The sequence below is a fragment of the Proteus sp. STS61-E genome (genome assembly GCF_040932335.1).
GTDB lineage: Bacteria > Pseudomonadota > Gammaproteobacteria > Enterobacterales > Enterobacteriaceae > Proteus > Proteus mirabilis_B.
The window spans coordinates 12,540-37,374 of the sequence record NZ_JBFQGE010000002.1 but is presented as its reverse complement, the minus strand read 5'-3'; the positions used below and the strand labels follow the sequence as shown (position 1 = coordinate 37,374).

Sequence of the window (24,835 nt, the reverse complement as noted above, 5' to 3'; positions counted from 1 at the left end):
AATTATCATTTGCAGATTATCTGATGGATTAAAATAAGGTCAGAAATAAAGTTAACACGCGATGGTTATCCATTCCTTGCCTCTAACATTGTTATAACGATCAGTTTGTGCACGAGTCGCATGCCCTAATAAAGCTTGTGTATCGATACCCTGCTTTCGATACAAACGTTCTGATAATGAACGTTGTTCATGAAAGGAGGCTGGCATTCCTTCCCCCCAATCAATATCGGTTTTATTTCTCGCTTTGGTAAAATTCGTTGTCATCGTATTTGCTGTGACAGAGCCTCCTCGTTGTCCTTGCGATGTGGTTCGAAAATAGTGAATTAAGTAGTGGCTCACCACTCGATCACGACAGCGCTCAATGATTTCTTTAAGTGAAACATTAATTGCCTGATTGCGTAAAGAAAGGGGAATGGCCACTTTAGCGCCCGTTTTACCTTGAACAACATGCAAATGATCATCCCAGATATCTTGAAAGCGCATCCGTGAGATATCGCTAATACGTTGACCTGTTACGAGTGCAAGGAGCATCGCATTGCCCATATAACGATGTTGCTTGTCAGCTAAATCATAAATTTGATGCCACTCATCTAAAGTTAATCTTTGGCGCTTAATCCGAGTTTTTGGCCTTTTGGTTGCCAATGCGGGGTTATAACCTGGTGGAACTTCACCTGCATGTTGCGCCTCTTTAAAAATATCACTAAAAACTGATCTAACAACTTGTGCCATACGCGATTGTCCTACGGCTTTATACTCATCGAGAATACTAACCAAATCTCGAGTGCCCACTTTTGCTAGTGGAAGTAAAGCCAGTTTTTGGCGCATGAGGGCGATGGGCTTTTTCTTTTGCCGATAGGTGGCAAGTTGTATCTCTCCTTGATCTAAACGTTCCTTTTGGATATTCCAATAACGATCTAACCATGTAGCAACTGTAATTGACTCATCTTTGTCAGTTGCAATACGATCACTAATGGCTAAAATTTGGCGCGTTCTTTGTTCTGCAATACGGCTATTGGCTTCGATGGCAATTAATTGCGCTTGAGTTTCATCAGCGCCCAAGGAATGAAATTTACCCGTTATAGGGTGGCGATATCGCCAATACATTTTTCGCATTCTTGGATGATACGTTGTATATAAATTTGGGATATCAATGTTTTTCTCACGAGGTCGTCCGGTCATCTTTTAGTATCTTCCTTAATATTGGATCATCAAAGGTATTGATTGAAGGGGTAGCTAACATGCCGACTAAATCAGCATCTTCTCTTACTCGCCACATACCACCTTCTTTCCTTGCAGGTGGACAGAAAAAACCTAGTCGTGCATAGCGACTTAACGTGGTGAGAGACGGCGGACGACTTTTGTATCGTTTCTCAGCCCATTCTTTTAATGTTAATACTTGCATTATTCTTTCCTTGTATTATTAAAAATGAATTAATAATGATTACTCCCTTATTTCAAATAAATGAATACTGTATTTATTTGATGGCTAATTAATACGTAATTATATTTTTCATCTTTTATTTCCTTATGGTTTAAATGAGTGAGTGTTTGTTGCTTGCGATTAATTGTACTCTATGTTTCTTTATAGGCAATAACACTGTGAGGGGAAGTACATATTGAGCTGAAGTGATCCAGCTCAATAAATTAAACGAAATAAGTTAAAGTGTTTGAATAATTTGTATCACATAACCAATAATTTGATAATCATGAGTTAATAATATAGGTGTAAAGGCGGAGTTTAATGAAACCAAATAAAGATGAGGTGGTTCTGATATTAATTTCTTAATTACCACATCATGGGTGATGTTATTTTTCGCGATGATTATCTTTCCATATAATTCAATATTATTTTTAAATTCTGGCTCGATAATAATGGTTGAACCTTTTGGTATAGAGGGGAGTGAGTAAGGGTTAGTCATTGATTCACCTTGATACACAAGCCCATAAGCTTGCTCAGAAACAGGTACTGTCGCATAACACCAAGTTTGAATATCACTCAATCTTAATGTCTCATAACGTGTTTTCCAATCAAGGGTTTGCTCTAGGGTGATAACGGGAATTTGACGAATATTCATTGTCTTACGTGTGATTATTAACGCATCAGCATCGGATGATGTTCCACCATAAAGTAACCATTCGGGTGAAACTTCAAGCACTTTAGCCAGCATTTGTAAGTTTTCACCGTCGGGCTCTGTGACTTGAGTTTCCCATTTTGTAATAGAAACTCGGCTGACACTTAACATCTTTGCTAATGATTCTTGCGTTAAGGCTAATTGTAATCGACGCTCTCTAATTCGGGTATGCATTTTGTTTCTCATGTAATTCCCATTTCCTTTTATTTAAGTAAAAATGATTTGCGTGTCCATTCTCGATTTGTTAATTTTAATGGCATAAATAGATAACGGATTAATTTAATATATGTAGCTATAATTTAAATTAATTCTATTAATTAGATTAATGATGGTTTCAAAGCTAATAATTTGTTTTCTATTTTTTTAAATGAATGAGTTAAAATTAACGTAACGGAATATTTTACAAAACAAAGTTCGGATTACCATCTTTTGTTATTTCTTCTATTAAATTATTTTTAATTTAATGCCTACTTAGTTTTAAAAAGAGTGAAAAAGGAATTTATATGAAGTTATTAATGGAAAAAACACGCCCTCAGATAGTGATACCCGAATTAGCTGTTCAAATTGGATTATATGAGGCGGTTGTTTTACAACAATTACATTACTGGATCACCGAAACCACATCAGGTATTGAATATGAAGGGCGACGGTGGATCTACAATACATTATCTAATTGGCATTTACAGTTTCCCTACTTATCGCTTTCAACGTTAAAACGCGTATTTACTCATCTTAGAACTGCAGGGTTGATAGAAGTAAAACAGCTTAACAAACATCTTCATGATCGCACTAATTTCTATAGCATTAATTATCAACATAAGATCTTAAAAGCAGAAGATGAAGGTAAAAATGTGGCTGGAGAGGGTGAAAAGAGTAAAACCAAAATTAGTACATTCGATGAGAGCAAACAGGAACAATGGAAGGGATGCAAAAGCCAGGCACAGAGTGGTTCAAATAGGGCTCATCTTACAGAGAGTACAACAAAGATTACTACAAAGAGTAACCTTAAAAGATCTTGTTCAGATTGCTCATTGTTAAATCGTGAACGGCCTGAAATAGAAGTTATTCGCTATTTTAATAAAACAACCCACTCTCATTATCGAGAATGTCAAACCACATTGGGTTATATTCGAGCTAGGCTGGCTGATGGTTTTCAAGTTGATGAATTAATTTTAATTACGGATTATCTAACAGCAAAATGGCTCAACGATAATAAAATGCAGGATTATTTAAGACCTAAAACCCTGTTCCATAAAAACAATTGTGCAGAGTATCTTGATAAAGCTAAAAAATGGCACTTAAAGGGCCGCCCCGCTTACCAAAATGGACGGTGCTTAAAGGATGGCGATATCCCCATTGAAATCGATTGTGTTGAAAGAGATAACACATTTAGTTTGTTATTTAGCTCAGGATGGAAACCCAAGACAGCTCTTCAAATTCTAGCTAAAAAATGTGCCTTACAACGTGGTTTAGGGCGAATGCATATTCATAATGCAAAAATGCTTTGGAAAGAAATTTGGTATCAATCAGCACAGTTAATTGCTCGTTCAACATATCAAGATAGTATTGCGTAAAGGTCTTTGCGAAATGAGAGATATACAGCAAGTATTAGAACGATGGGGAGCTTGGGCATCAGATGTGCAAAGTGGTGTGGATTATTCTCACATTGCAGCTGGTTTTAAAGGAAGACTACCTTATCAAACCTCATCACGTATAAGTTGTTGTGATGATGATGGATTGATTATTGATTCCACCATAGCGCGCTTAAAACAAATGAGAAAAGAAGAAGAAGTGAACGCACTTATCTTACATTATATCTATCAGCACCCTAAAAGAAGTATCGCAAGGCGTTGGAAAATGAGTGAAAGTCGAGTACGTCAGCTAATACAAGTGGCGGAAGGTTTTGTTGAAGGAGGATTGGCCATGTTAGAAACACACTTAGAGATGGATCATGAGGTCCATAACTATAAGAAAACAAATTAAATAAAAAAGTATTACCGCGCTACGCAAATTAGCTGTTAATCTAATAAAAATAAAGATATTTACTTAGATTATATTTAATTAAAAATATTAATATTAAATAATGAAACATCAAATACTATTTAAATTAATATTTATATAGCCTAAATTTGTTAAGTAATGCTTAATTTTTAATATTTGAACTCTTATGATATAAATTTACATCTTCATTTAAAGCGTTAGAATTATTATGATCCCTAAAAGACTAAAAACGGCGAGGGCAAGAGCTGAATTAACTCAGGAAGAGTTGGGTATTTTAGCTAGGATAGATCAAGAGTCTGCTAAGATAAGAGTTTGTCAATATGAATCTGGCACACATCGTCCTAATTTTGAAACTATTTGTCGGTTTTCCAAAATATTAAAAGTACCAGAAAATTATTTTTACACATTAAATGATGAATTCGCAGAAGAGCTAATTCTTATTTATAATGAAAAATATAATATACTATGATGTTTGTTTTAAAAAAGTGCTATACACGTTTTTTTACTTTATGATATAAAATAAATATATTACTACAATAACAATGCCACATTTACAGAGTTTACCAAGTTTTTATTATAAGGAGGATAATAAACATAAAAATTACAAAAACATTATAAATTTAATATACTGATTAGTTTTTAATTATGGTTCCTATTAGATTGAGATATGCCCGTAAAAGGGCAAAGTTGACTCAGGCAAGATTAGGTGCTTTAGTTGGAATGGAAATAGCTAGTTCTCGTTCTAGAATTTCGCAATATGAGTCTGGGTTACATAAACCAAGCTTTGATATGGTATGTAAGCTAGCCAAAGTACTTAATTTGCCTGAATGTTATTTTTATACTGTTAATGATGATCTGGCAGAAGATATCATTAAAATATATTATAATAAATATTGCTAATGATGAATTTATTCTTTATTTCTATCATTAAACTTTTGTTCTCTTGTTTTACGTATGATTTGATTTCCGTTTTCATCGAAATATCTTTCGGGCCATATTGCTGAAGGTGGTAAATCAAGTTTTTGAGCTATAATTTGTTCGCCTTTAGGCCATGGACGGGACAACGCATTAGCTAGAGTAGAGGAGCTTAAACCTGCACCTCTGGAAATCTCTGCTAATGTTGTCCCTTTTTTCTTTAATGATGCAATAATATCTGCTGCATGCCAATTTTTATTAATCATAATATATCCATATGGTTTTAATAAAACGATAGTTTATAAATAATTTGTTAATACATCGGTTAACATTTTTTATTTTAAATAATTATTAAGTTTTTTCAATTGAAGTAATTCCTATTTTTAAATGTAGCAGATTAGTATTTCTATTTATAAAAATATCTTAAATATATAAATTAGTATTTTTGTTTTTATAATTATCAATAAAGTTATTTATTTAAAAATAATCTGATAAAAGAACTTGCTGTTTATAGGATGAAGAGTTACACCTTTAGATATATTATTTTCTAAAGTAAAGGTGTGAAATATCATGATAAAACAGACTGATATAACTATTCAGGCATGTGATATATTAGAAATGATATCACAAAGCACAGGTAAGAATATAATAGAAATCATAAGTGAATATAAACTCAGTTATGAAAGTTGCGAGTTTTTATTAACTCAATTGGAAATGGCAGGATTAATTTCAAACCAAGATGGTTTTTATAGGCGAACAAGTAAGAGAGCTATTTAAATACTTTATATTATAACAAAAGATATCAGTTTATATTTTTCTTGCATAAAAGATGAGTTTATACTTGATGAGTCGTAAATAAAGATAAGATTGAATAATTACTTTATAAATGAAAATTTAAGATAAAGCTTTTCGATTAATTGACGATATACATAATTACTTATCTTAAATTAGAGATTGAACTTGTGAAAAAAATCTTATTATTATCACTGCTGTTTAGTTCTTCTGTGTTTGCTCAAAATGTCGATGTGGGGCAAGTCTGTAAAGCGTCTGCGGCAACCATGTTTGGTCGAGATCATAAGATTATGCAATTAGATACTATTGAAAACGGCATTGCTTATGTTCATTACATTCGTTCAGTCGATAACAGTCGCTGGGCTATTAAATGTAAACTAAACGGTGAAAAGGTCATTTGGGCATCAAACAATGCTGATAGTTCGGGGCGATGGAGAGACGATCCTTTAGATAGTATTGTGAAATATTCTGTAAATAATGGAGATATCACGATTTCTGAAATTTATAGTGATGGTTCTAAAACAGAAAAAACATATCCAATAAAAGAGCTATAAATTATCACCTGTTTTTGCACTCTTTTATGTTAAATATAAATACAAGTCAGAAGCTTGATAATTTCTGGCTTTTTTTTGCCTCAATAAAGGATGTAGATGCAATTATATAATAATGACGCATTGGTTGTGCTGAAAGCGTTACCAGAGAATTGTATTGATTTGATAGTGACTGATCCCCCTTATTTTCGGGTTAAATCTTGTGCATGGGATAATCAGTGGGTAAATGAAGCTGAATACTTAGCATGGCTAGATGACGTATTAACTGAGTTTTGGCGAGTATTGAAACCGAATGGAAGCTTGTATTTATTTTGTGGCTCTAAGCTTGCCTCTGATACTGAATTATTAGTAAAAGGGCGATTTAGTATGCTAAGCCATATTATTTGGGCTAAACCTTCTGGCCCTTGGCGACGCCAGAATAAAGAAAGCCTACGTGCATTTTTTCCTTCGACAGAGCGAATACTGTTTGCAGAGCATTATCAAAGGCCTGTACAAGCGAAAGGGGCTGAGTTTGTTATAAAGTGTCGTGAACTCAAACAACAAGTATTTAAACCTCTTATGGATTATTTTATCGATGCACGATCAGCATTACAGGTTAGCGTTAAACAAATAAATAAAGTAACAGGAAAGAAAATGGCAAATCACTGGTTTGGTCGCAGTCAGTGGCAATTACCATTAAGGGATGACTATCAAAAGTTACAAATATTATTTTCACAACGAGCTACGCATATTGATCAGTTATCACCGCTATCACGCACCTATGATAATTTGTTGTCAGAACATAAAGTTTCTCAGATACGTTATCAAGCATTGGTTGAAGAATACGGATTATTGAAACGTCCTTTTTTTGTTACGGCTGATGTACCTTACACAGACGTATGGACATATCCTCCAGTGCAATATTACCCCGGCAAGCACCCTTGCGAGAAACCATCAGATATGATGGAACATATTATTCGCTCTAGCAGTCGTGAAGGTGATTTAGTGGCTGATTTCTTTATGGGATCAGGGGCAACGATAAAAGCGGGATTAAAGTTGAATAGAAAAGTGCTGGGCGTGGAGTTAGAGAAGGAGAGATTTGATATGACGAAAGAGGAGATAAATAATTATTTAAGAAATATATAAAATATAAATAACTTCTTAATAAGAGTTATTTTCCCTAAGTATAATTTAAATGTTTTTAATTTTAATAACGCAATAAAACAATTGAATATTATCCAGTTATTTATATAGTAAGTAATATTTTATTGTTAAATAATTCTTAATTAAATGGGCTTTAGATTTTCTTTATTAGATGTCTATTAAATGATGGATTATCATTTTCTATAAATGGAGATATATAAATTGGCAAATATTATTTATTTAAAATTAAATGGAAATAATCAGGGTTTAATTTCAAAAGGGTGTTCTACATTTGATTCCATTGGTAATAAATATCAATCTGGTCATGAAGATGAAATTTTAGTTTATGAATTTTCATCAAATCTTTCAATGCATCAAAATGTAAGTTTTCAACCAATAGATATACGTAAGACAATTGATAAGGCATCCCCATTATTATCTCAATCATTGGTCTCTAATGAGTTATTAACATGTGAATTTTTCTTTTATAGAACATCCGGTAATAGTGGATTGGAGTTATATTACAAAATAAAATTAACGGATGCTTCAATAGTAAATATTAGTTGTTTCTATCCTAATTCTATAACACATAATGAAGTTCAACCCGAAGAGTCATTATCAATACGGTTTAAGTCAATAACATGGGAACATGTAACCGCAGGAACAAGTTCTTATAGTATTTGGGATGAAAGGGTATTTTAATGTTTTTTAGTTTTGAAGAAAAATTTGAAAGATATGCTAATGATATTAAAAGATTATCCGAAGTATCCGCAAGATACCTACTTACAGATGATTACTGTAAACAAGGATATAGGAGTGAAATAGCAGAAGTTGTAAGGTTAATACGAGCTGATTTTTGTCGTGCTATATATCAGCATAGAGAAAGACATAATCGTGCTAACAGCTTTAGAGAAAAAGCAAAAGAGGCATTTGGTGTGGGTTATCTGCCAGAAATAATGCAGTATCTCGATGAAATAGAAACTGAGTATGAAACTGAAATGTCTGCTTATTCTCAATTAAGAAAACGGAGCAAAGAGGTTTATGAACTAACTAAAACTTTTTCTGGAACGGGATGGTATTTTTATCTTAAAGGTAGTCAAACTATTATAGGAGGAGGAATACAAAGTGCTTTTGGATATTTAAGTTTTAAAACAGGCCGTAAAATTAAAAATAAAGAAATGCAAGGTGCTGGGATTATTGGTTTATCTCTCGGTGGAGGCAAGGTTTTTGACGGTGTATCAGATATAGTGTATGAATTTACTGATGGCGATATTAATTTTGGTGGAGATCCCGTTAAAGAGAGAATTCAGAAAGGATTTGAATTTTTAGGCTTGAATGAGAGTCATGGTGAGATAGGTTATGATGTTATTGATATGACTGTTAGCGTATATAATGGATTCGCTGCTTTTGCTAAATATGATTCACCTAATCGTATTATTCATTTACCTGTCACGATGGGCGGGAGAACTTATAGAGCAACACATTTTGATCGGTTGTTTACCAGCAAAGGTACTCGCTTATTTCGTTGGAGTTCATTAGATTTTAAGCGAAAATTTAGTGTTCATAGCAATCCTATATTACTCACTACTTTAGGCTATAATATGGGAAAACTTATCCTAATATTGAAAAAATATAATAACGAAGAATCAGCTATTGAAAATATTCAATAAATTAGATTAATGCTCTAATTAAAAATAGATCATTTTTTCATTATATAGGTCGTTACTGCAATTCTCTTTACTCTAAAAAATAAAATTAGTGATATTTTATTCTTAATACAATCATAGATAGTAATTACTAAACTCATGGTGAAGTAAATAAAAACTAAAACTAAGAATGAATAGAATAGATGAGGTGTGGATCCTGATGTAATTATGCAAATAAAAACTATAGTAAGTGAAATAAATAATCCTTCAAATAAGATACGATCAAAGATAAATGTGTCAAAAAACCATTTTTTAAAACTTTCTTCTTTATTGGTTTGGTTGTTATAAGTTTGATTTATTTTTTTTATATCTTTGTCTGATAAGTTGCTCATTATTTTATCTATATCGAATTTTTTCATTATGTTTTTATCTCTAAATTATATCTTTATATTCAATAATAACATAATTAAATATAAAGTTGAATTATAAGATTTAATTATATTTATGAAGTGATACTTTTTAATAAAAAGGATTTTAAGTGCAATTAAAACGAAAATCAGTTGTATTAAGTAGCACGAGTGCCATTACTATAGCCTTAAGTCTTATTAGTTATTTGGAAGGAATAAAATACAAACCCTATTATGATGTCACAGGTGTTTTGACAGTTTGCTATGGTCATACTGGTAATGACATTATTCAAAATAGAATATACACACAGCAAGAGTGTGATGCTTTATTACAAAAAGATTTTATTAAAATACAACGACAAGTCGATGCTTTAATCAAGGTATCTCTTGATAATCACATTAAAGCTTCTTTATATTCTTTTGCTTATAATGTTGGAATAACAGCATTTGCACGTTCTACTTTGCTCAAGAAATTAAATGCAGGCGATCAACATGGTGCCTGTGAAGAAATGAAACGTTGGGTTTATGCTGGTGGAAAAGTATGGAAGGGTTTAATTAATCGCCGTGAAATGGAATATACTTTATGTCATGGAAATCTTTAATTATTGTCTTGTGCTTTATTATTACTCTTTTTCTTATTGTTATCTTCAGCTTTTATCTTTCCATTGATCCTTCTTGTTCTAATGATAAAGCGAGTTTAGCTAAACGCTGTCAACGCGCTATTTCTCATCATAGGTATTAATCAATAATGAATTGGAAGTTTTATATCGCGATTATGGCGATAGTTATTATTGCGGGTGGTTATATGGTGGTAAATGAGCAATCAAAAAAAATGAATAAATTAAATGATGCTAATAAGGAGCTAGCCAGTCGTTTAAAAGAGCTAGTGAATATAAATTACAATTATCAAAAACGGGTAACTCTATTAAATCAGCTAGATATTAAACACACTAAGGAATTAGTTAATGCGAAAAAGGAAATTGATAGGTTGCGCATTCTGGCTGAGCATAACCCTAAGCGGGTGTATATCAGAGCCGAGTGTTCCTCCCGTATCACTACAAATTCCGCCTCCAGCATGGATGATGCAATCCCCTCCAGACCTACTGACACCGCTATCCGAAATTATTGGTTACTCAGAGAGCGAATTACAGAATCAGAAAGAATGATTAAGGGGTTACAGGAATATATAAGATATGTGTATTCACAATAATTAAAAATATTCAAATAAATTACAAAAATAAGTTGAATAATAAAGGAAGCTATGAGTAATCTTAAATAGAAATAAATACTTTCACAATGCGTGGTTAAAATCAGGTAATTATGCATTACTGAGTGTTAGTACTATCGAATATTAATATATTAATCAGGCATGAGGTTATATATGGGAAACTATGGTAAAGCAGCAGTACAGACTGTATTGAATTACGATAATAAAGTAGATTTGCGTGAACAATGGATGAATGCAATATCAAAAGAAACAACTAGCAAATCATCAATTAATAAAGGATGTCCTAAAAGTGCATTTCTTGGTTTATGTGAGCTTGGTTTAGTGAAAAGCATCCCACCAAATGATTATAAAGCGGGCGCCGATAATAAACGCCATGCAAAAGAACTTTTAGCATTAGCAATAGAGAATCCAAACATAACAGCTACCGAGTGTTTTCGACTATATCAAAAAAGTAATAATGATTTACCTAAAAATCATAATGGGCAAGCCGATGTAGTTATTAGCCTTTTAGAAGCAAATCTTATTAAATAATATAATTAGACTGAAGAACAGTTAGTTAATTGAAAAGGTACTCCCAATAGCTTCCCTTCCCACGGGGCGGGGGCTTCGCGGGAAACGCCAAATTTTTTCATTTTATTTCAGCATCATCACTACATAATCAACCTATTGATTTTTAAATATATAAATAATAAGTGCTGATAGTTTTGAACGTTTTTTGTTCATCAACATGTTTTACGTTTCATTATTTTCCACAGGAATTTCTCTTAATATTCATAAGAATGTGGTGTAGTAACTTGTATTTATTACATTCAGCACGTATATCATAATTTATTATTCACAATGGAATTTTCATAATGAAACTTGAAAAGAAATTAATGTTACGTGTTTTTGGTGCAAGTAAGCGTGGTAAAACACAAACACTAATTCAATTGATTAGAAAATTAGGATCAGATAAAAGCTATTCTGTTCGTTTAGAACCAAAAGAAAATCCTTTTGCTAAAAATGACAAAATAGCTATTTTTGAGAAAAAAGGTTTAAAAATAGGGATATCCACAGGTGGTGACAACGAAAAAATTATAAAAAAAGCAGTAGAAGAGTTAATTGGAGAAAATTGTAATTTCATAATTTCTGCAACAAGAACTAGAGGCCAGACAAAAAAAGAACTTTATAAACTGGTCAACGAACATGAATACCAAAAGCAATGGTTCAAGAAAAATACCAATATAGATTATTGGTGTAATAAATGGCCTCATAGAGGTGAAGATTTTAAAGATAGAAAAACCGAATATTTTAAAAAATTAAACGAGATAGACGCTCAATTTCTTTTTGACTATATTGATTCCCTAACACAATAAAGTTAAATAGCACTGTGAACACCCGCTTAATGCGGGTTTTTTTATTCACTATTTACATGCAATGATGGATCAAAAACTCAAACAGCTAAAACTCAATATTAGTCAGATAGCTACATTATCAGGAATACATCGGCAGACCGTTTCATCACGCCTTAAAAACCTCACACCCGTTAATACCAATAACTCAAATCTCAAACTTTATACACTTACCGATATTTTAGCCGAAACAATGAAAGCTCCTGCATCTATTGATAGCCAAGAAATGCAACCTCAAGATCGTAAAGCGTGGTATCAGTCTGAACGAGAACGATTGAAGTTTGAGCAAGAAATAGGTGAATTATTACCTGCATCCGATGTTGCTCGTGAATATGCTGCTTTAGCGAAAGCCATGATACAAGTGTTGGAGACGTTACCAGATATATTAGAGCGTGATTGTGCATTAACACCTTCGGCGGTTTTTCAAATACAAGCGGTGATTGATGATCTACGTGATCAAATTGCGATAAAAGTGCTAGCAGACGATGAGCTTAAGGAGGGTTAAAAGGAGGGGAAATGGTTAAACCAATATCTGCCTCTTTGTTACGTAAAAATGTGGCACAACTCATTAAAGCACCGAGACGAATGCTGGTTGCAGATGCAGTGGCAAAATATATGCGAGTACCAGTAGGTGCGGGCAATTCTGTTCCTTGGGTGCCTGCTGTATCCCCTTACATTGTTGAACCTATGAATTGTTTATCGTCACGGCTCTATGATGCAGTGATATTTGTGGGGCCAGCAAGAACAGGAAAGACAGTTGGGTTAATTGATGGATGGGTAATTTACAATATTGTATGTGATCCGTCTGATATGTTACTGGTGCAAATGACGCAAGACAAAGCACAAGAGCACAGTAAAAAACGGCTTTCTCGCACCTTCCGTTGTAGTCCTGAAGTCAGTAAGCAACTCAGCCCTCGTCGTAACGATAATAACGTGTTTGATAAATACTTTTTATCGGGCAGTTTTTTAAAAATGGGGTGGCCATCGATTAATGTGATGTCCTCATCTGACTTTAAATGTGTGGCACTCACCGATTATGACCGTTTTCCTGAAGATATTGACGGTGAAGGAGATGGCTTTTCTTTAGCCTCAAAACGGACAACTACTTTTATGTCAGCGGGTATGACGTTGGTGGAAAGCTCTCCGGGGCGAGATATTACTGATACTAAATGGAGTCGTTTATCCTCTCACGAAGCTCCGCCCACAACGGGTATTCTATCGCTTTATAATCGGGGGGATCGCCGTCGCTGGTACTGGCAATGTCCTCACTGCCACGAATATTTTCAGCCTATTTATGATGCGGTAAAGGGGTATCGTGATAATCCAGATCCCGTAGAAGCAAGTGAATCTGCGTATGTGGAATGTCAGCACTGTTTAGGTCGCATCGAACCCCATCAAAAACGGGATCTCAACAATAAAGGGGTGTGGTTGATTGAAGGGCAGTCCATTGATAAGCAAGGAAGAATATCAGGTACTGGACGTCGTTCGCGTATTGCTTCTTTTTGGATGGAAGGACCTGCTGCTGCTTATCAAACGTTGTCTCAGTTAGTTTATAAATTACTGACGGCAGAACAAGAATACGAATTAACCGGCAGTGAAGAAACCCTAAAAGCGGTCACCAATACAGACTGGGGCTTGCCTTATTTACCGCGCACAGCACAAGAGCAACGCCGAAGCGATGAATTAATCAATCGTGTTGAAGACTTAGGCGAATTGATTGTTCCTGATGGCGTACGATTCTTGGTTGCCACCGTTGACGTACAGGGCGGTAAAAAACGACGCTTTGTGGTGCAAGTGGTCGGTTATGGTGAAAAAGGCGAACGCTGGGTGATTGACCGCTTTGAAATCACCCAATCCCTACGTTATGACAACAACGGTGAATGCCGTCGAATTGATCCGGGCTCTTATCCTGAGGATTGGCAAGTATTAATCACGGATGTATTAGAGAAAACCTATCCATTGCAACATTATCCTCACCATGAAATGGAAATCATGATGTTGGGCGTGGACTCTGGTGGTGAAGATGGCGTTACTGATAATGCTTATAAATTTTGGCGTCGCTGTCGAAAAGAGGGATTACACCGTAAAGTCTATCTCTTTAAGGGCGACGGGCATAAACGCAGTAAGTTAATTACTAAATCATTCCCTGATAACACCAGTCGTTCTGAACGGCGTGCCCAAGCGAAAGGGGATGTGCCTCTTTATTTACTGCAAACGTATCAACTCAAAGACCGGATCAGTTCTGCGTTATCGCGCGATACCGTCGGACCTAATTATATTCATTTCCCTGATTGGCTGGATGAATCGTTCTATGACGAGTTGACGTATGAAGAGCGTGATGAAAAAGGGCATTGGGAAAAGCCGGGTCGAGGTGCTAATGAGGCATTTGACCTGATGGTTTACGCCCATGCCTTGGTGATATTAAAAGGGTACGAGAATATTAATTGGGAAAAACCGCCTAAATGGGCGAGATTGCCTGATGTAATGCTTTCCTCATCCCCGCCAATTGCCGATATCGCCACAGAGCCTGAAATAAAACCCTCACCCGAAACCCAAAAACAGGAAACGCCTGCCGTATCAGCATGGGCACCGGTATCAAACAGCGGAGGCTGGATATGACGAAAGAAGAAATTGAACACATGATTGAGCAATACCGTTTAGCGGAAGAGGCGGTATTAAAAGGAAAATCCATCACCTTTAATGGACAAGCCATGACAATGGAAAATCTCAACGAGATCATAAAAGGTCGTGAGCGTTGGGAATCTCGTTTGTCGGCGTTGATATCGAGAAAACGAGGCAATCCGATGTATAAATTAGCGAGGTTTAGATGACATTATTAGACAACGCCATTGGTTATTTCGCCCCAAACTGGCAAGCCTTGCGCCTCCGCTCTCGCTTACAAATTAAAGCCTATGAAGCCGTTTTACCCACTCGTACTCATCCCGCTAAACGTGAAAATCGTAATGGTAACCAACTGACTCAATTTGGTGGCACATCATTACGGGAGCAAGCCCGATGGCTAGATAACAATCATGATATCTCTATCGGCATTCTCGACAAGATGGAAGAACGCATTGTCGGGGCAAAGGGCATTATTGTTGAGCCTCAGCCCTTAGGTGGCGCAGGGCAAATCCATGAGGATTTAGCGTCGCAAATTCGTCAAGCCTGGGCGGAATGGTCCGTGTTACCCGAAGTGACAGGGCAATTTAGTCGCCCTGTATTAGAACGTTTATTGGTGAGAACGTGGCTACGTGATGGTGAAGTCTTTGCTCAGCTCGTCAAAGGTAAAGCCAAGGGGTTAGATCCTCAAGCCAATATCTATTTTTGGCTCGAAGCCTTAGAGCCTGACTTTGTGCCTATCCACATGAATATGCCTGAAAGTAAAATTATCCAAGGCATTAAATTTAATGAATGGGGGAGACCCACAGGGTATCAGGTATATAAAAACCTCCCTCAATTTAGTGCCAATTTGGATGATATCAAAACCATCGATGCCGAAAATATGTTGCACCTGAAATTCACTCGCCGGCTCCATCAAGCGCGAGGTGTCAGTTTATTTTCGGGGATCTTAATGCGCTTAAGTGCGTTAAAAGATTATGAAGATGCGGAATTAACCTCTGCACGTATCGCAGCTTCATTGGGCATGTACATCAAGAAAGGGGATGCAGGTTCCTTTCCTGACGGCGAATACGATGAAGATGAGCAACGTAACATCGATATTCAGCCGGGCATGATTTACGACGGTTTAAAGCCGGGTGAAGAAGTGGGCATGATCAAATCAGACCGGCCCAATCCTAATCTACAAACCTTTCGCAATGGACAATTACGTGCGGTTTCTGCAGGTAGTCGTGGCAGTTATTCCAGTATCGCCCGTGACTATAACGGCACATATAGCGCACAACGACAAGAGCTGGTGGAGTCGTTTGAAGGTTATAACATTTTTCAAGATACCTTTGTGGCGGGTATTAGCCGTCCTATGTATCGCAATTGGTTAAAAATGGCGATAGCCAGTGGTGTGATCGAAGTGCCTCCTGATGTTGACGCTAAATCACTGTTTAATGCGGTTTACAGTGGCCCTGTGATGCCGTGGATTGATCCGAAAAAAGAGTCTGAGGCATGGAAAACCTTGTTACGTGGTGGTGCGTCAACAGAAAGTGACTGGATACGTGCTAAAGGAGGCAACCCTGCAGATGTGAAGCGTCGTCGTAAAACTGAAATTGACGAAAATAAACGATTGGGACTGGTATTTGATACTGATCCTTCTAATGACAAAGGGGCACAAGATGCTAAGCAACAAGAACTTGATGACGATGCCTAAAATGTCGGGGCCAGTAAATCAAAAAAGCTGGTTTCGCATGCAGGCTAAAGAAGACCAAACGGCGGATATCTATATTTATGATGAAATCGGCGGTTGGGGAATTAGCGCAAGACGTTTTACGGAAGATTTAATCTCACTGGGGAATCTCAGTCATATCAACCTTCATATTCATTCACCGGGTGGTGAGGTATTTGATGGTATCGCTATTTATAACCAACTTAAAAACCACTCGGCAACAATCACGGTTTATATCGATGGTTTGGCTGCTTCAATGGCATCGGTCATTGCGATGGTGGGTGATACGGTCATTATGCCGAAAAATGCCATGATGATGATCCACAAACCGTGGGGCGTTTCATGGGGTGACGCGAATGATATGCGTGAATATGCTGACTTGCTCGACAAGTTAGAAAACGTACTCATTCCTGCTTATGTGGCTAAAACAGGAAAAACAACAGAAGAAATTACTGCCATGTTAGAGCAGGAAACATGGCTGGATGGTGACGAGTGTGTTGAACACGGTTTCGCCGATAAAGTGATTGAGCCAGTAAAAGCAATGGCGAGTCTTACATCTAAACGAATTGAGGAATTTTCATCTATGCCAAGTGCAATTAAAAATCAAATTACCCCTAAAAACACCACGAGTCCTACACAACCTCATCCAACTCCAGTGCCAGCACCGGAGCCACAACCTAGCGCCACCTATGCTGACGAGCAAGCGCGATTAAATGGGATTAAAGATTTATTTGCCATGTTCGGTGGGCGTCACAATGATTTGATGATCACTTGTTTAGCGGATGCGAGCTGTTCTATTGAGAAAGCGCGTGAGCAATTACTTAACACGGTTGCACAACAACAAAATCCTGAACCATCAAATAAAGGTAATGCGCATATTTACGCTGGAAACGGCAATATCGTGGGCGACAGTGTGCGTGCCTCTGTGATGGCGCGTGCGGGTTATCAAGATTATGAAAAAGATAACGCCTTTAATAGCATGACACTGCGTGAATTAGCGCGCGCATCATTGACAGAACGTGGTGTTGGTGTGGCTATGTATAATCCGATGCAAATGATTGGTATGGCCTTTACGCATAGCACGTCTGACTTCGGTAATATCCTGCTGGATGTCGCGAATAAAGCTATTTTGCTTGGCTGGAAAGAAAACGAAGAAACCTTTGAAAAATGGACGAAAAAAGGACAACTTAGTGACTTTAAAACCGCACATCGTGTTGGTCTAGGTGCGTTCCCTTCATTACGTAAAGTGCGTGAGGGGGCTGAGTATAAATACGTTACACTGGACGATAAAGGCGAAACCATCGCGCTGGCGACTTACGGTGAGTTATTTAGCATCACCCGTCAAGCCATTATCAATGATGACATGAATATGTTGACGGATGTACCAAAGAAATTAGGTGAAGCAGCGAAAGCCACCATCGGTGATTTGGTGTATGCGGTGCTTGTCGACAATGAAAAAATGAGCGATAAAAAAGCGCTGTTTAGTGCCGATCATAAAAACATGATTACCGGCGGGATGGATGTAGAAACTATCAGTGCAGGTCGCACCGCGATGCGTCAACAGAAAGAAGGTGAACGTACACTCAATATTCGACCGGCATTTATGTTGGTACCGACCACACTGGAAACACAAGCAACCCAAGTGGTTAAATCAGGTAGCGTGAAAGGTGCGGATGTTAATTCTAATATTATTAACCCAATCCGTGATTTAGCGGAAATTATCGCTGAACCTCGTTTAGATGATGCGAGCGAGAAAGATTGGTATATGGCTTCACGTCAAGGTAGCGACACCATTGAGGTAGCGTACTTAAACGGGATTGATTTACCGTATATTGATCAGCTTGATGGTTTCACTTCTGATGGTGTCACGACAAAAGTGCGTATTGATGCGGGTGTAGCACCAGTTGATTATCGCGGTCTACTGAAAGTAACGGGTAAGTAAGACGTCTTTTTTCTTCGTTTTATCCTGATGCCCTGATGGGCTTTTTTTATATCTAAAATCTGGTACTTCGGTATTGGAAGGAGTTTTTATGGCTAAAAATTATGTACAAGCAGGAAACACCATTGCCATACATAATACGACCCAACATGTGATCAAAAGTGGTCAGCTAGTTTTTGTGGGGAAAATTGCCACGGTTGCATTGACCGATATTGCGATAAAAAGTGTGGGGGATGGGATCACGGAAGGCGTTTTTTTGCTTAACAAAAAAACAGGGATCACACTAAAAGCAGGCTCGGTAGCATTAATTAAAAACAATGAAGTTGTTGATGCAGAAGGAATGCCCGCAGGGATGGTATGGCAGGATGTTGAAGTTTCTGACAGTACCATTGCCGTGAAATTAAATGTTGGAATACCTAAACACGAATAGAAGGAACAATGAGCGTATTTGAATATCTGCGTCATCAAATGGATAGCCTTACTGCAAAACGGATTGGAAAAAACATCAGAATAAATGGGATCGCTTATCAAGCTATTGACGCTTACTTTATGGCTGAATTAGGCCCGATTCAGGGTAATAGCGTGAGTTATATCGTGTTTTCCCAAAATTATCATCCTCAACGTGGTGATGAGGTTGAAGTGGATAATCACATTTACAAAGTGACTCGCTATCAACAATTTAATGGGAAACCACATATATGGATAATATAAGGAACAAATATGAAAGGACTCGATCAGGCAATAAAAAACCTTAACAGTATCAATGGTCAAATGGTTCCTAAAGCGACGGCGCAAGCGATTAATCGTGTTGCAACACGGGTGATCAGTCATAGTGTAAAGCGAGTAGCGAAAAAAACAGGCGTACCACAGCGATTAATCCGACGGCGTGTCAAACTCAATAAAGCCAAAAGTAATTATACAAAGCCCCGTGCAAGGATGGTGATAAACCGAGGCAACTTACCAGCCATAGCATTAGGTAAAGCTCGACTTCAACTGTCTCGAAAACAACGATACCAAAAAAATCAGGGGAGCGTTCTTAAAGTGGGGAAGTTTTCTTTCCCCGATGCGTTTATTCAGCAACTTAATAATGGGCGTTGGCATGTGCTTCAACGTGTTACAAAGGATCAATATCCCATTGATGTTGTAAAAATCCCACTCGTTATACCTCTAACCCAAGCCTTTCAAGAAAAAACTCAACGATTAATGCATTCAGAAATGCCGAAAGAAATGGGGTATGCCTTGAAGCAACAATTGAGACTCTATATTAACGGGAGGGTGAGATGAGTAAACATGCTCAAATACGACAGAAAGTGAAAGACGCGATAATACCTTATGTAACAGGGGTGACATTTTTTGATGGACGCCCCTTTTTTATTGATGCACAAGAATTACCCGCCATTGCGATTTATTTAACAGATTCGATCTCGATTAGCGACACGCTTGATACGGATAGTTGGCAAGCGATTATCCATATTACTCTTTTTCTTGAAGCGAAAAACCCAGATACCGAATTAGATCAATGGATAGAAACACTAATTTATCCGGCTTTGAATACGCTACCTTCGCTCATCTCTTTAATTGATGTTATGACACCTCATGGTTATGACTATCAACGTGATGATGATGTTGGCTTATGGTGTTCTGCTGATCTTACCTACCATATACAGTATGTATTATAAGGCGATTATGACTACAACCCCACTGACGCCGATTAAAGGTACAGGTACCACATTATGGCTTTATCTCGGTGAAAATAACCCATTGGAAGCCCCTTTTTCAGATACAGATTGGATAAAAATAGCCAAAGTTAAAGAACTTCAACCCGGAGAAATTACCGCTGAAAGTCAAGACGACACTTATCTTGATGATGAAAATGCGGATTGGAAAATAACCATGCAAGGTGAGAAATCAGCGGGTGAAGCGAGCATTACACTGGCATGGTTGCCTAATGAACTAGGGCAAAAAGAGATCATTCGTTGGTTTGATAAAGGAAGTGTTCGTTACTATCGCATTCGTTTTCCTAATGGTGCTGTCGATATTTACCAAGGTTGGATAAGTGCATTAGGTAAAACGGTTACTGCCAAAGAAATGATCACTCGCACAATTAAAATTACCAACAATGGCCGTCCTACATTGGCTGAAACTTTGCCTAGCTCATCTGTAATAATAAAAAAAGTAACTCAACTTACTGAAGAAGAGGAATAAATTATGTTTTTAAAACAAAAAACACTCAGTTATGGTGAAAATAATATTGTGATACATGAATTATCAGCACTACAACGAGTTGAATATTTCGATTTTCTTGTTGAACAATCGGAACACAAAGCGCCAGAGAAAAACAATGATGATATTAAACGCACGGCTTTTTATTTACGTTTATCCGTAGAAGCAAATGCTTGGTTAGTTTCTTGTGCATTACTACAACGAGAACCTCAAGAGGTAAATGATGTTTACAAAGAGGTTATTAATACATGGCCTCCTAGCATGTTAGAGAGTGTGGCAAAAGAAGTGTTATTACTGAGTGATATGTTACCCAGTAACCCTTCATCAGAATCTTCTCCTCCAGAAGAAAATGGAGAACCCACATCTTATGAGTCATTGGAAAAGTAAGAACCCGCGAACATCAATTTATTTTACGTTTAGCTCATGAATTCAGGCGATTAGATTGGCATAAAATGCTGAGTGAAATGTCGTCTAGTGAACTTGCGGACTGGGGGCGCTATTTCGGTGAAGTGCCGTTTACGCTCCCTTTTTATGATTGGGTGTTTGCGGGATTAAATTGCACCATAATGATGGCATTAACAGGGAAGGAAAATTGCTCATTAGCCGACTTTACCTTATTAAATAAGGAAGATACTGATGAAATGAAGGCTGAAACAATGATGACAATTAGCGAAGGAATGGCGGGCGGAGTGCGATATGAGCCAACAAATTGCCGATCTAACGATGAATTTAAGTGCGGATACAGTAGAGTTTGGTCAGCAAATGGGGCGTGTTGAACGCCAGTTACAAGAAACAGCAGAAAAAGCCGAAACCAGTCAACGGCGTATGGCTCAATTAGTTGAACAGCAAACGCAATCTGCCCGTAGTTCAGCAGAAAGCACTGCACAATCTCTTCAAGAGCTTAATAATCAACAAGAAATTTCTCAGCAACAACGTGCAGATTATTATCAGCGGATCGCTCAGGAAGAAGCGAGTGCAGCTATTGAATCACGCAAACAAGCAGATGCCTTTATAGAGCAAGCACAAAGTGTTGGTCAAACGAGAAACGCGCTTGAGCAACTCACTGATATTTTAGATAAATCAACAAAGGCTTATGACAAGCTCAAGATTACAGGTGAACAGTTCGCCGAAGTTCAGAATGTCACTAAATCAAGAATAAAGGCAATACAAGATCAGCAAGACGCGAATACTGAGAGATATTATAAACAAATTGAAGCCGTTAAAGGGTTATCAGGTAGCGAATCAGCATTAAAGGCCATTCAAGCTCAGTTAAACCAAGAAGTAAAAAAAGGCACCATTCATCAGCGCGATTATCAGGTACTTATTTCTGCCATTACTTCAGAGTCAATGAAGTTACGCCGAGAAGAAGAGTCTCTGACACAACAAAAAACACGATTTATTCAGCGGTTAAAGGAGCAAGTTGCTACTCAAAATTTAAGCCGTGAACAGATGTTGCGCTATCAGGCCTCTCAACTTGGTGTGAGCTCTTCAGCCGAGATCTATATTCGTCGATTATCTGAATCAAGCAAAGAAACCAAAGAGTTTGATAAAAATAGCAAATCATTATCTGGTCGCCTTCAAGGTATTGCTAACTCCTTTAATATGGGCTCGCTGGTTCGTGGTGGTATTTGGGGAGGGATCACTGTAGGTTTAACGGGCGTTGCAAAATTAGCTTATGATGCAGAAAGAGAGTTTTCTCAGTTTAATAAACAACTAATATTAACGGGTAACTACGCCAATAAATCTGCCAGCCAATTAAATGAAATGGCACGAACCCTTGCTGGTGGCAGTATCACTCGCGGTGAAATGGCATCATCAATTTCGAGTGTCGTCGGTACAGGTGCATTTTCTAATAATGAAATTTCCCGCGTTTCAAAAGCGGCCGCACAGATGAATTACATCACAGGGCAGGCGATTGATACCACGATTGATCAGTTTAAACGCTTGCAAGATGAACCGCTTCAAATGTCGCTTGAATTAGAAAAAGCGAACCACCACCTCACCGCATCTCAATTGGAGCAAATCCGAACTCTCGAATTGCAAGGCAATAAAACTGAAGCAGCTCGATTAGCGATTGATGCTTATGCACAATCTATCAATGATGGTGCTAATGATATTATTGAGAATCTTGGGTATTTAGAGTCAGCATGGGTAAGTATAAAAAATACAGCTAAAAAAGGCTGGGATGCCATGCTCAATATCGGGCGTACAGAGACATTAAACGATCAAATTAGAGAGCAAGAGTCATTATTAAAGAGCCTCAGTAATATTGTGATAACTCCTCAATATCGTCTTGATGAAATCAGAGCAAAAATCGCCACTTTAAAAGAGCAAGTGAGCGATATTGATCTTAAGAATGCACAAAAACAAGCAGAAGTGGTGGCAAATCAATTAGAAGTGAACCAAATCAGATTACAAGAGAAATGGCGAAGTTTTTATAGTTGGGAAACACAACGGCTAAAAAAATTAGCTGAATTAGAAAAAGAGAAATATGCCTTAACCAAAGATCAGTATGAAGAAGCTAAAGCGATGATCAATTATCGATTAAGAGATCGTCAAATACCAGGAAGGGGACGAGGAAGTGATAATCGCGTCTCTGCTGGAAAGCGCGAAGAGGAGAACGCCTCGCGTGATTTATTCGCATTACAAGCCCAGCTTGATGTACTCAGAAAACATCACAATACGCATCAACAAATTAGCCAACAACGTAAAGACTTTCAAAAACAACAAGCGCAATTTACCCTCTTAGAACAAGCTTCTCAGTCTCGACAATTAACGGTAACTGAAAAATCGTTATTAGTTCACAAAGATAATATCCTCTCACAAAAAGAAAAATTAGCATTAATTGGCGATGAAATCGCATTACAGCAACGCGTAAACAAGATGCAAGCGCAAGCTGAAAAATATCTCACTCAACAAATTAAAAAACGTCAAGCAATAGAGGCAAACGCAGGACTTTCTCGCCAAGAAACTCAACGAAATAATCAGCGAGAACAACTATTAACAGACAATAAAGATAATCCCCAATTATCCATGATGGTCGCAGAGCAACAAAAAATATTTGAAGCGGAGGACGATCAACGAAGCAACTGGTTAGCAGGGGCGAAAAGTGCGTGGGCTGATTATCGTGAGACAGCATTAGATGTTAACACGCAAGTTAAAAATGCCACATCAATGGCATTAGACGGATTTAGTGGCCAGTTAACAGATGTATTAGTAGAAAGAGAAGCCGATTTTAAAGCATTCACTAAATCGATATTTAAAATGATCACGAATATCTTAGTTAAAATGGCTTTAATAAAAGGTCTAGAAGCCTTCGGTTTTGGTAGTTTTAGTGCACCTGTCGCTAATGCAAAAGGTGGTGTTTATTCCTCATCAAGCCTTAGCCGTTATAGTGGGCATATTGTTAATCGCCCTACATTATTTGCTTTTGCTAAAGGTGCAGGAGTGATGGGTGAAGCTGGGCCAGAAGGTATTTTTCCTCTTCGCCGAGGGATTGATGGCAAATTAGGCGTTGTTGCTAAAATACCGAATCAAGGTGCAGGATTCACTCAAATCAATAATGTCACTATTCAAAATGAAAGCAGTCATGGGCAAATAGGGCCTCAAGTGTTGAAAAAAATCTATGAAATCAGCAAGCGAGGTGCTCAAGATTACATTTTAAATCAGCGTCGTGACGGTGGTGGAATATAGGAGGTATATGGACGTTTTTAAATGGAAAGTGAAGCCCGATATGACCAAAGTATCTGAACCTAGAGTGAAATCGGTAAAACTGGGGGAGGGTTATGAACAACGACGACCTGACGGATTAAATTCTAATACAGCCAAATATAATGTTACATTTCTATCGACACACGCTGAATCACAAGAAATCGATCGTTTTTTAGCAAAACATCAAGGTGTTAAAGCCTTTCTTTGGCAACCTCCATACCAAGCTGACTATATCAAAGTGATTTGCCGTAAATGGTCAGAACAAGTCAAACTAATGCGCAGTGAAATTGAAGCCGAATTTGAGCAAGTGGTTAATTAATAAAATTAATTATTAATGTGTAATCAGTCTGAAAATAAAGGATAGAAGAGGAAAATGATTTTTTTGTCTCTGATACATGTATAGAGTATGCTTACATTTTTCTTTTATAGCGAGATTAGTGTGGG

The 24,835-nt window shown here is 37.3% G+C and carries 31 protein-coding genes and 1 pseudogene; 27 read left to right on the top strand and 5 right to left on the bottom strand.

The window, feature by feature from the left end; genetic code table 11:
• Nucleotides 1-51: 51 nt before the first annotated feature.
• The 3 genes from AB4J89_RS05920 to AB4J89_RS05910 all read right to left on the bottom strand — a co-directional run bounded on the left by AB4J89_RS05920 (nt 52) and on the right by AB4J89_RS05910 (nt 2,318).
• Complete coding sequence (locus AB4J89_RS05920) at nt 52-1,179, bottom strand: phage integrase Arm DNA-binding domain-containing protein (RefSeq protein WP_368468516.1); 1,128 nt, start codon at nt 1,177-1,179, stop codon at nt 52-54.
• A complete protein-coding gene (locus tag AB4J89_RS05915) occupies nt 1,160-1,402 on the bottom strand; it encodes an excisionase (protein ID WP_161710472.1) in 243 nt (80 codons plus the stop codon). Before AB4J89_RS05915 ends, AB4J89_RS05920 begins: the two co-directional genes overlap by 20 nt.
• Before the next feature lie 256 nt (nt 1,403-1,658).
• Complete coding sequence (locus AB4J89_RS05910) at nt 1,659-2,318, bottom strand: helix-turn-helix domain-containing protein (protein WP_161710471.1); 660 nt, start codon at nt 2,316-2,318, stop codon at nt 1,659-1,661.
• Nucleotides 2,319-2,635: 317 nt separating this feature from the next.
• Here AB4J89_RS05910 and AB4J89_RS05905 point away from each other — a divergent pair, with 317 nt between their 5' ends.
• The 4 genes from AB4J89_RS05905 (at nt 2,636) to AB4J89_RS05890 (ending at nt 5,033) form a co-directional block, all read left to right on the top strand.
• Nucleotides 2,636-3,706: a conserved phage C-terminal domain-containing protein gene (locus tag AB4J89_RS05905; RefSeq protein WP_368468513.1), complete on the top strand. Its 1,071-nt coding sequence runs from the start codon at nt 2,636-2,638 to the stop codon at nt 3,704-3,706.
• A gap of 13 nt (nt 3,707-3,719) precedes the next feature.
• On the top strand, nt 3,720-4,115 hold the full coding sequence (locus AB4J89_RS05900) for an antiterminator Q family protein (RefSeq protein ID WP_196715034.1): 396 nt from the start codon (nt 3,720-3,722) through the stop codon (nt 4,113-4,115).
• Between the two features lie 226 nt (nt 4,116-4,341).
• Nucleotides 4,342-4,602 (top strand): helix-turn-helix domain-containing protein, encoded by a 261-nt coding sequence (locus tag AB4J89_RS05895; RefSeq protein ID WP_161710468.1) that lies wholly within the window; start codon nt 4,342-4,344, stop codon nt 4,600-4,602.
• Between the two features lie 176 nt (nt 4,603-4,778).
• The gene (locus AB4J89_RS05890; protein ID WP_161710467.1) at nt 4,779-5,033 is read left to right on the top strand and encodes a helix-turn-helix transcriptional regulator; all 255 of its coding nucleotides are present in this window, start codon (nt 4,779-4,781) and stop codon (nt 5,031-5,033) included.
• 8 nt (nt 5,034-5,041) lie between these two features.
• Here the strand turns inward: AB4J89_RS05890 and AB4J89_RS05885 are convergent, their stop codons facing one another.
• Complete coding sequence (locus AB4J89_RS05885) at nt 5,042-5,314, bottom strand: helix-turn-helix transcriptional regulator (protein ID WP_235365965.1); 273 nt, start codon at nt 5,312-5,314, stop codon at nt 5,042-5,044.
• Nucleotides 5,315-5,618: 304 nt separating this feature from the next.
• On the opposite strand from AB4J89_RS05885, the gene AB4J89_RS05880 reads away from it, so the two are divergent.
• The 5 genes from AB4J89_RS05880 to AB4J89_RS05860 all read left to right on the top strand — a co-directional run bounded on the left by AB4J89_RS05880 (nt 5,619) and on the right by AB4J89_RS05860 (nt 9,183).
• The gene (locus AB4J89_RS05880; protein WP_368468510.1) at nt 5,619-5,825 is read left to right on the top strand and encodes a winged helix-turn-helix domain-containing protein; all 207 of its coding nucleotides are present in this window, start codon (nt 5,619-5,621) and stop codon (nt 5,823-5,825) included.
• Nucleotides 5,826-6,010: 185 nt separating this feature from the next.
• On the top strand, nt 6,011-6,394 hold the full coding sequence (locus AB4J89_RS05875) for a hypothetical protein (RefSeq protein ID WP_161710465.1): 384 nt from the start codon (nt 6,011-6,013) through the stop codon (nt 6,392-6,394).
• Nucleotides 6,395-6,490: 96 nt separating this feature from the next.
• Nucleotides 6,491-7,516, top strand: coding sequence for a site-specific DNA-methyltransferase (locus AB4J89_RS05870; RefSeq protein WP_368468508.1), 1,026 nt, complete (start codon nt 6,491-6,493; stop codon nt 7,514-7,516).
• A 219-nt stretch (nt 7,517-7,735) separates the two neighbouring features.
• Nucleotides 7,736-8,215, top strand: a complete 480-nt coding sequence (locus AB4J89_RS05865; protein WP_036913626.1) for an Hcp family type VI secretion system effector — start codon at nt 7,736-7,738, stop codon at nt 8,213-8,215.
• On the top strand, nt 8,215-9,183 hold the full coding sequence (locus AB4J89_RS05860) for a DUF4225 domain-containing protein (protein WP_161710463.1): 969 nt from the start codon (nt 8,215-8,217) through the stop codon (nt 9,181-9,183). Before AB4J89_RS05865 ends, AB4J89_RS05860 begins: the two co-directional genes overlap by 1 nt.
• A gap of 29 nt (nt 9,184-9,212) precedes the next feature.
• On the opposite strand, the gene AB4J89_RS05855 is transcribed toward AB4J89_RS05860, so the two are convergent.
• Complete coding sequence (locus AB4J89_RS05855; protein ID WP_368468506.1) at nt 9,213-9,578, bottom strand: hypothetical protein; 366 nt, start codon at nt 9,576-9,578, stop codon at nt 9,213-9,215.
• Nucleotides 9,579-9,697: 119 nt separating this feature from the next.
• On the opposite strand from AB4J89_RS05855, the gene AB4J89_RS05850 reads away from it, so the two are divergent.
• The 18 genes and pseudogenes from AB4J89_RS05850 (at nt 9,698) to AB4J89_RS05765 (ending at nt 24,710) form a co-directional block, all read left to right on the top strand.
• Nucleotides 9,698-10,168, top strand: coding sequence for a lysozyme (locus AB4J89_RS05850; RefSeq protein ID WP_368468504.1), 471 nt, complete (start codon nt 9,698-9,700; stop codon nt 10,166-10,168).
• 146 nt (nt 10,169-10,314) lie between these two features.
• Nucleotides 10,315-10,776 carry a lysis protein gene (locus AB4J89_RS05845; RefSeq protein WP_368468502.1) on the top strand — a complete coding sequence of 154 codons (462 nt, stop codon included), beginning with the start codon at nt 10,315-10,317 and terminating at the stop codon, nt 10,774-10,776.
• 171 nt (nt 10,777-10,947) lie between these two features.
• Complete coding sequence (locus AB4J89_RS05840; protein ID WP_227336773.1) at nt 10,948-11,325, top strand: hypothetical protein; 378 nt, start codon at nt 10,948-10,950, stop codon at nt 11,323-11,325.
• A gap of 323 nt (nt 11,326-11,648) precedes the next feature.
• Nucleotides 11,649-12,149, top strand: coding sequence for a hypothetical protein (locus tag AB4J89_RS05835; protein WP_368468500.1), 501 nt, complete (start codon nt 11,649-11,651; stop codon nt 12,147-12,149).
• 64 nt (nt 12,150-12,213) lie between these two features.
• Nucleotides 12,214-12,690, top strand: a complete 477-nt coding sequence (locus AB4J89_RS05830) for a DUF1441 family protein (RefSeq protein WP_368468498.1) — start codon at nt 12,214-12,216, stop codon at nt 12,688-12,690.
• An 11-nt stretch (nt 12,691-12,701) separates the two neighbouring features.
• Nucleotides 12,702-14,804 (top strand): phage terminase large subunit family protein, encoded by a 2,103-nt coding sequence (locus AB4J89_RS05825; protein WP_368468496.1) that lies wholly within the window; start codon nt 12,702-12,704, stop codon nt 14,802-14,804.
• Nucleotides 14,801-15,016, top strand: a complete 216-nt coding sequence (locus AB4J89_RS05820) for a hypothetical protein (protein ID WP_004247869.1) — start codon at nt 14,801-14,803, stop codon at nt 15,014-15,016. The genes AB4J89_RS05825 and AB4J89_RS05820 overlap by 4 nt, the downstream gene beginning before the upstream one ends.
• A complete protein-coding gene (locus tag AB4J89_RS05815) occupies nt 15,013-16,503 on the top strand; it encodes a phage portal protein (RefSeq protein ID WP_368468494.1) in 1,491 nt (496 codons plus the stop codon). Before AB4J89_RS05820 ends, AB4J89_RS05815 begins: the two co-directional genes overlap by 4 nt.
• Complete coding sequence (locus AB4J89_RS05810; protein ID WP_368468492.1) at nt 16,469-18,460, top strand: ClpP-like prohead protease/major capsid protein fusion protein; 1,992 nt, start codon at nt 16,469-16,471, stop codon at nt 18,458-18,460. Before AB4J89_RS05815 ends, AB4J89_RS05810 begins: the two co-directional genes overlap by 35 nt.
• A gap of 88 nt (nt 18,461-18,548) precedes the next feature.
• Nucleotides 18,549-18,887, top strand: a complete 339-nt coding sequence (locus AB4J89_RS05805; RefSeq protein ID WP_161710452.1) for a capsid cement protein — start codon at nt 18,549-18,551, stop codon at nt 18,885-18,887.
• Nucleotides 18,888-18,895: 8 nt separating this feature from the next.
• A complete protein-coding gene (locus AB4J89_RS05800) occupies nt 18,896-19,168 on the top strand; it encodes an ATP-binding protein (protein ID WP_161710451.1) in 273 nt (90 codons plus the stop codon).
• A 9-nt stretch (nt 19,169-19,177) separates the two neighbouring features.
• Nucleotides 19,178-19,741, top strand: a complete 564-nt coding sequence (locus AB4J89_RS05795) for a phage tail protein (RefSeq protein WP_368468490.1) — start codon at nt 19,178-19,180, stop codon at nt 19,739-19,741.
• Nucleotides 19,738-20,136: a phage tail terminator protein gene (gene gpU / locus AB4J89_RS05790; protein ID WP_368468488.1), complete on the top strand. Its 399-nt coding sequence runs from the start codon at nt 19,738-19,740 to the stop codon at nt 20,134-20,136. The genes AB4J89_RS05795 and gpU overlap by 4 nt, the downstream gene beginning before the upstream one ends.
• A 4-nt stretch (nt 20,137-20,140) precedes the next feature.
• Nucleotides 20,141-20,599 (top strand): annotated as a pseudogene (locus tag AB4J89_RS05785) (phage tail tube protein); the annotation flags it as partial.
• 66 nt (nt 20,600-20,665) lie between these two features.
• On the top strand, nt 20,666-21,067 hold the full coding sequence (gene gpG, locus AB4J89_RS05780; RefSeq protein ID WP_161710448.1) for a phage tail assembly chaperone G: 402 nt from the start codon (nt 20,666-20,668) through the stop codon (nt 21,065-21,067).
• Nucleotides 21,068-21,132: 65 nt separating this feature from the next.
• Nucleotides 21,133-21,456, top strand: a complete 324-nt coding sequence (locus tag AB4J89_RS05775) for a phage tail assembly protein T (protein ID WP_368468485.1) — start codon at nt 21,133-21,135, stop codon at nt 21,454-21,456.
• The gene (locus AB4J89_RS05770; RefSeq protein ID WP_368468483.1) at nt 21,377-24,373 is read left to right on the top strand and encodes a phage tail tape measure protein; all 2,997 of its coding nucleotides are present in this window, start codon (nt 21,377-21,379) and stop codon (nt 24,371-24,373) included. Before AB4J89_RS05775 ends, AB4J89_RS05770 begins: the two co-directional genes overlap by 80 nt.
• Before the next feature lie 7 nt (nt 24,374-24,380).
• Entirely contained in the window at nt 24,381-24,710 is a 330-nt protein-coding gene (locus AB4J89_RS05765; RefSeq protein ID WP_161710446.1) for a phage tail protein, read from the top strand.
• Nucleotides 24,711-24,835: the final 125 nt, after the last annotated feature.

What these genes read in the sequence shown, in the direction of transcription:
- AB4J89_RS05920 (WP_368468516.1), bottom strand. Translation starts at nt 1,179, where the DNA reads ATGACCGGACGACCTCGTGAGAAAAACATTGATATCCCAAATTTATAT.
- AB4J89_RS05915 (WP_161710472.1), bottom strand. Translation starts at nt 1,402, where the DNA reads ATGCAAGTATTAACATTAAAAGAATGGGCTGAGAAACGATACAAAAGT.
- AB4J89_RS05910 (WP_161710471.1), bottom strand. Translation starts at nt 2,318, where the DNA reads ATGAGAAACAAAATGCATACCCGAATTAGAGAGCGTCGATTACAATTA.
- AB4J89_RS05905 (WP_368468513.1), top strand. Translation starts at nt 2,636, where the DNA reads ATGAAGTTATTAATGGAAAAAACACGCCCTCAGATAGTGATACCCGAA.
- AB4J89_RS05900 (WP_196715034.1), top strand. Translation starts at nt 3,720, where the DNA reads ATGAGAGATATACAGCAAGTATTAGAACGATGGGGAGCTTGGGCATCA.
- AB4J89_RS05895 (WP_161710468.1), top strand. Translation starts at nt 4,342, where the DNA reads ATGATCCCTAAAAGACTAAAAACGGCGAGGGCAAGAGCTGAATTAACT.
- AB4J89_RS05890 (WP_161710467.1), top strand. Translation starts at nt 4,779, where the DNA reads ATGGTTCCTATTAGATTGAGATATGCCCGTAAAAGGGCAAAGTTGACT.
- AB4J89_RS05885 (WP_235365965.1), bottom strand. Translation starts at nt 5,314, where the DNA reads ATGATTAATAAAAATTGGCATGCAGCAGATATTATTGCATCATTAAAG.
- AB4J89_RS05880 (WP_368468510.1), top strand. Translation starts at nt 5,619, where the DNA reads ATGATAAAACAGACTGATATAACTATTCAGGCATGTGATATATTAGAA.
- AB4J89_RS05870 (WP_368468508.1), top strand. Translation starts at nt 6,491, where the DNA reads ATGCAATTATATAATAATGACGCATTGGTTGTGCTGAAAGCGTTACCA.
- AB4J89_RS05860 (WP_161710463.1), top strand. Translation starts at nt 8,215, where the DNA reads ATGTTTTTTAGTTTTGAAGAAAAATTTGAAAGATATGCTAATGATATT.
- AB4J89_RS05855 (WP_368468506.1), bottom strand. Translation starts at nt 9,578, where the DNA reads ATGAAAAAATTCGATATAGATAAAATAATGAGCAACTTATCAGACAAA.
- AB4J89_RS05845 (WP_368468502.1), top strand. Translation starts at nt 10,315, where the DNA reads ATGAATTGGAAGTTTTATATCGCGATTATGGCGATAGTTATTATTGCG.
- AB4J89_RS05840 (WP_227336773.1), top strand. Translation starts at nt 10,948, where the DNA reads ATGGGAAACTATGGTAAAGCAGCAGTACAGACTGTATTGAATTACGAT.
- AB4J89_RS05835 (WP_368468500.1), top strand. Translation starts at nt 11,649, where the DNA reads ATGAAACTTGAAAAGAAATTAATGTTACGTGTTTTTGGTGCAAGTAAG.
- AB4J89_RS05830 (WP_368468498.1), top strand. Translation starts at nt 12,214, where the DNA reads ATGGATCAAAAACTCAAACAGCTAAAACTCAATATTAGTCAGATAGCT.
- AB4J89_RS05825 (WP_368468496.1), top strand. Translation starts at nt 12,702, where the DNA reads ATGGTTAAACCAATATCTGCCTCTTTGTTACGTAAAAATGTGGCACAA.
- AB4J89_RS05820 (WP_004247869.1), top strand. Translation starts at nt 14,801, where the DNA reads ATGACGAAAGAAGAAATTGAACACATGATTGAGCAATACCGTTTAGCG.
- AB4J89_RS05815 (WP_368468494.1), top strand. Translation starts at nt 15,013, where the DNA reads ATGACATTATTAGACAACGCCATTGGTTATTTCGCCCCAAACTGGCAA.
- AB4J89_RS05810 (WP_368468492.1), top strand. Translation starts at nt 16,469, where the DNA reads ATGCTAAGCAACAAGAACTTGATGACGATGCCTAAAATGTCGGGGCCA.
- AB4J89_RS05805 (WP_161710452.1), top strand. Translation starts at nt 18,549, where the DNA reads ATGGCTAAAAATTATGTACAAGCAGGAAACACCATTGCCATACATAAT.
- AB4J89_RS05800 (WP_161710451.1), top strand. Translation starts at nt 18,896, where the DNA reads ATGAGCGTATTTGAATATCTGCGTCATCAAATGGATAGCCTTACTGCA.
- AB4J89_RS05795 (WP_368468490.1), top strand. Translation starts at nt 19,178, where the DNA reads ATGAAAGGACTCGATCAGGCAATAAAAAACCTTAACAGTATCAATGGT.
- gpU (WP_368468488.1), top strand. Translation starts at nt 19,738, where the DNA reads ATGAGTAAACATGCTCAAATACGACAGAAAGTGAAAGACGCGATAATA.
- gpG (WP_161710448.1), top strand. Translation starts at nt 20,666, where the DNA reads ATGTTTTTAAAACAAAAAACACTCAGTTATGGTGAAAATAATATTGTG.
- AB4J89_RS05775 (WP_368468485.1), top strand. Translation starts at nt 21,133, where the DNA reads ATGCTGAGTGAAATGTCGTCTAGTGAACTTGCGGACTGGGGGCGCTAT.
- AB4J89_RS05770 (WP_368468483.1), top strand. Translation starts at nt 21,377, where the DNA reads ATGAGCCAACAAATTGCCGATCTAACGATGAATTTAAGTGCGGATACA.
- AB4J89_RS05765 (WP_161710446.1), top strand. Translation starts at nt 24,381, where the DNA reads ATGGACGTTTTTAAATGGAAAGTGAAGCCCGATATGACCAAAGTATCT.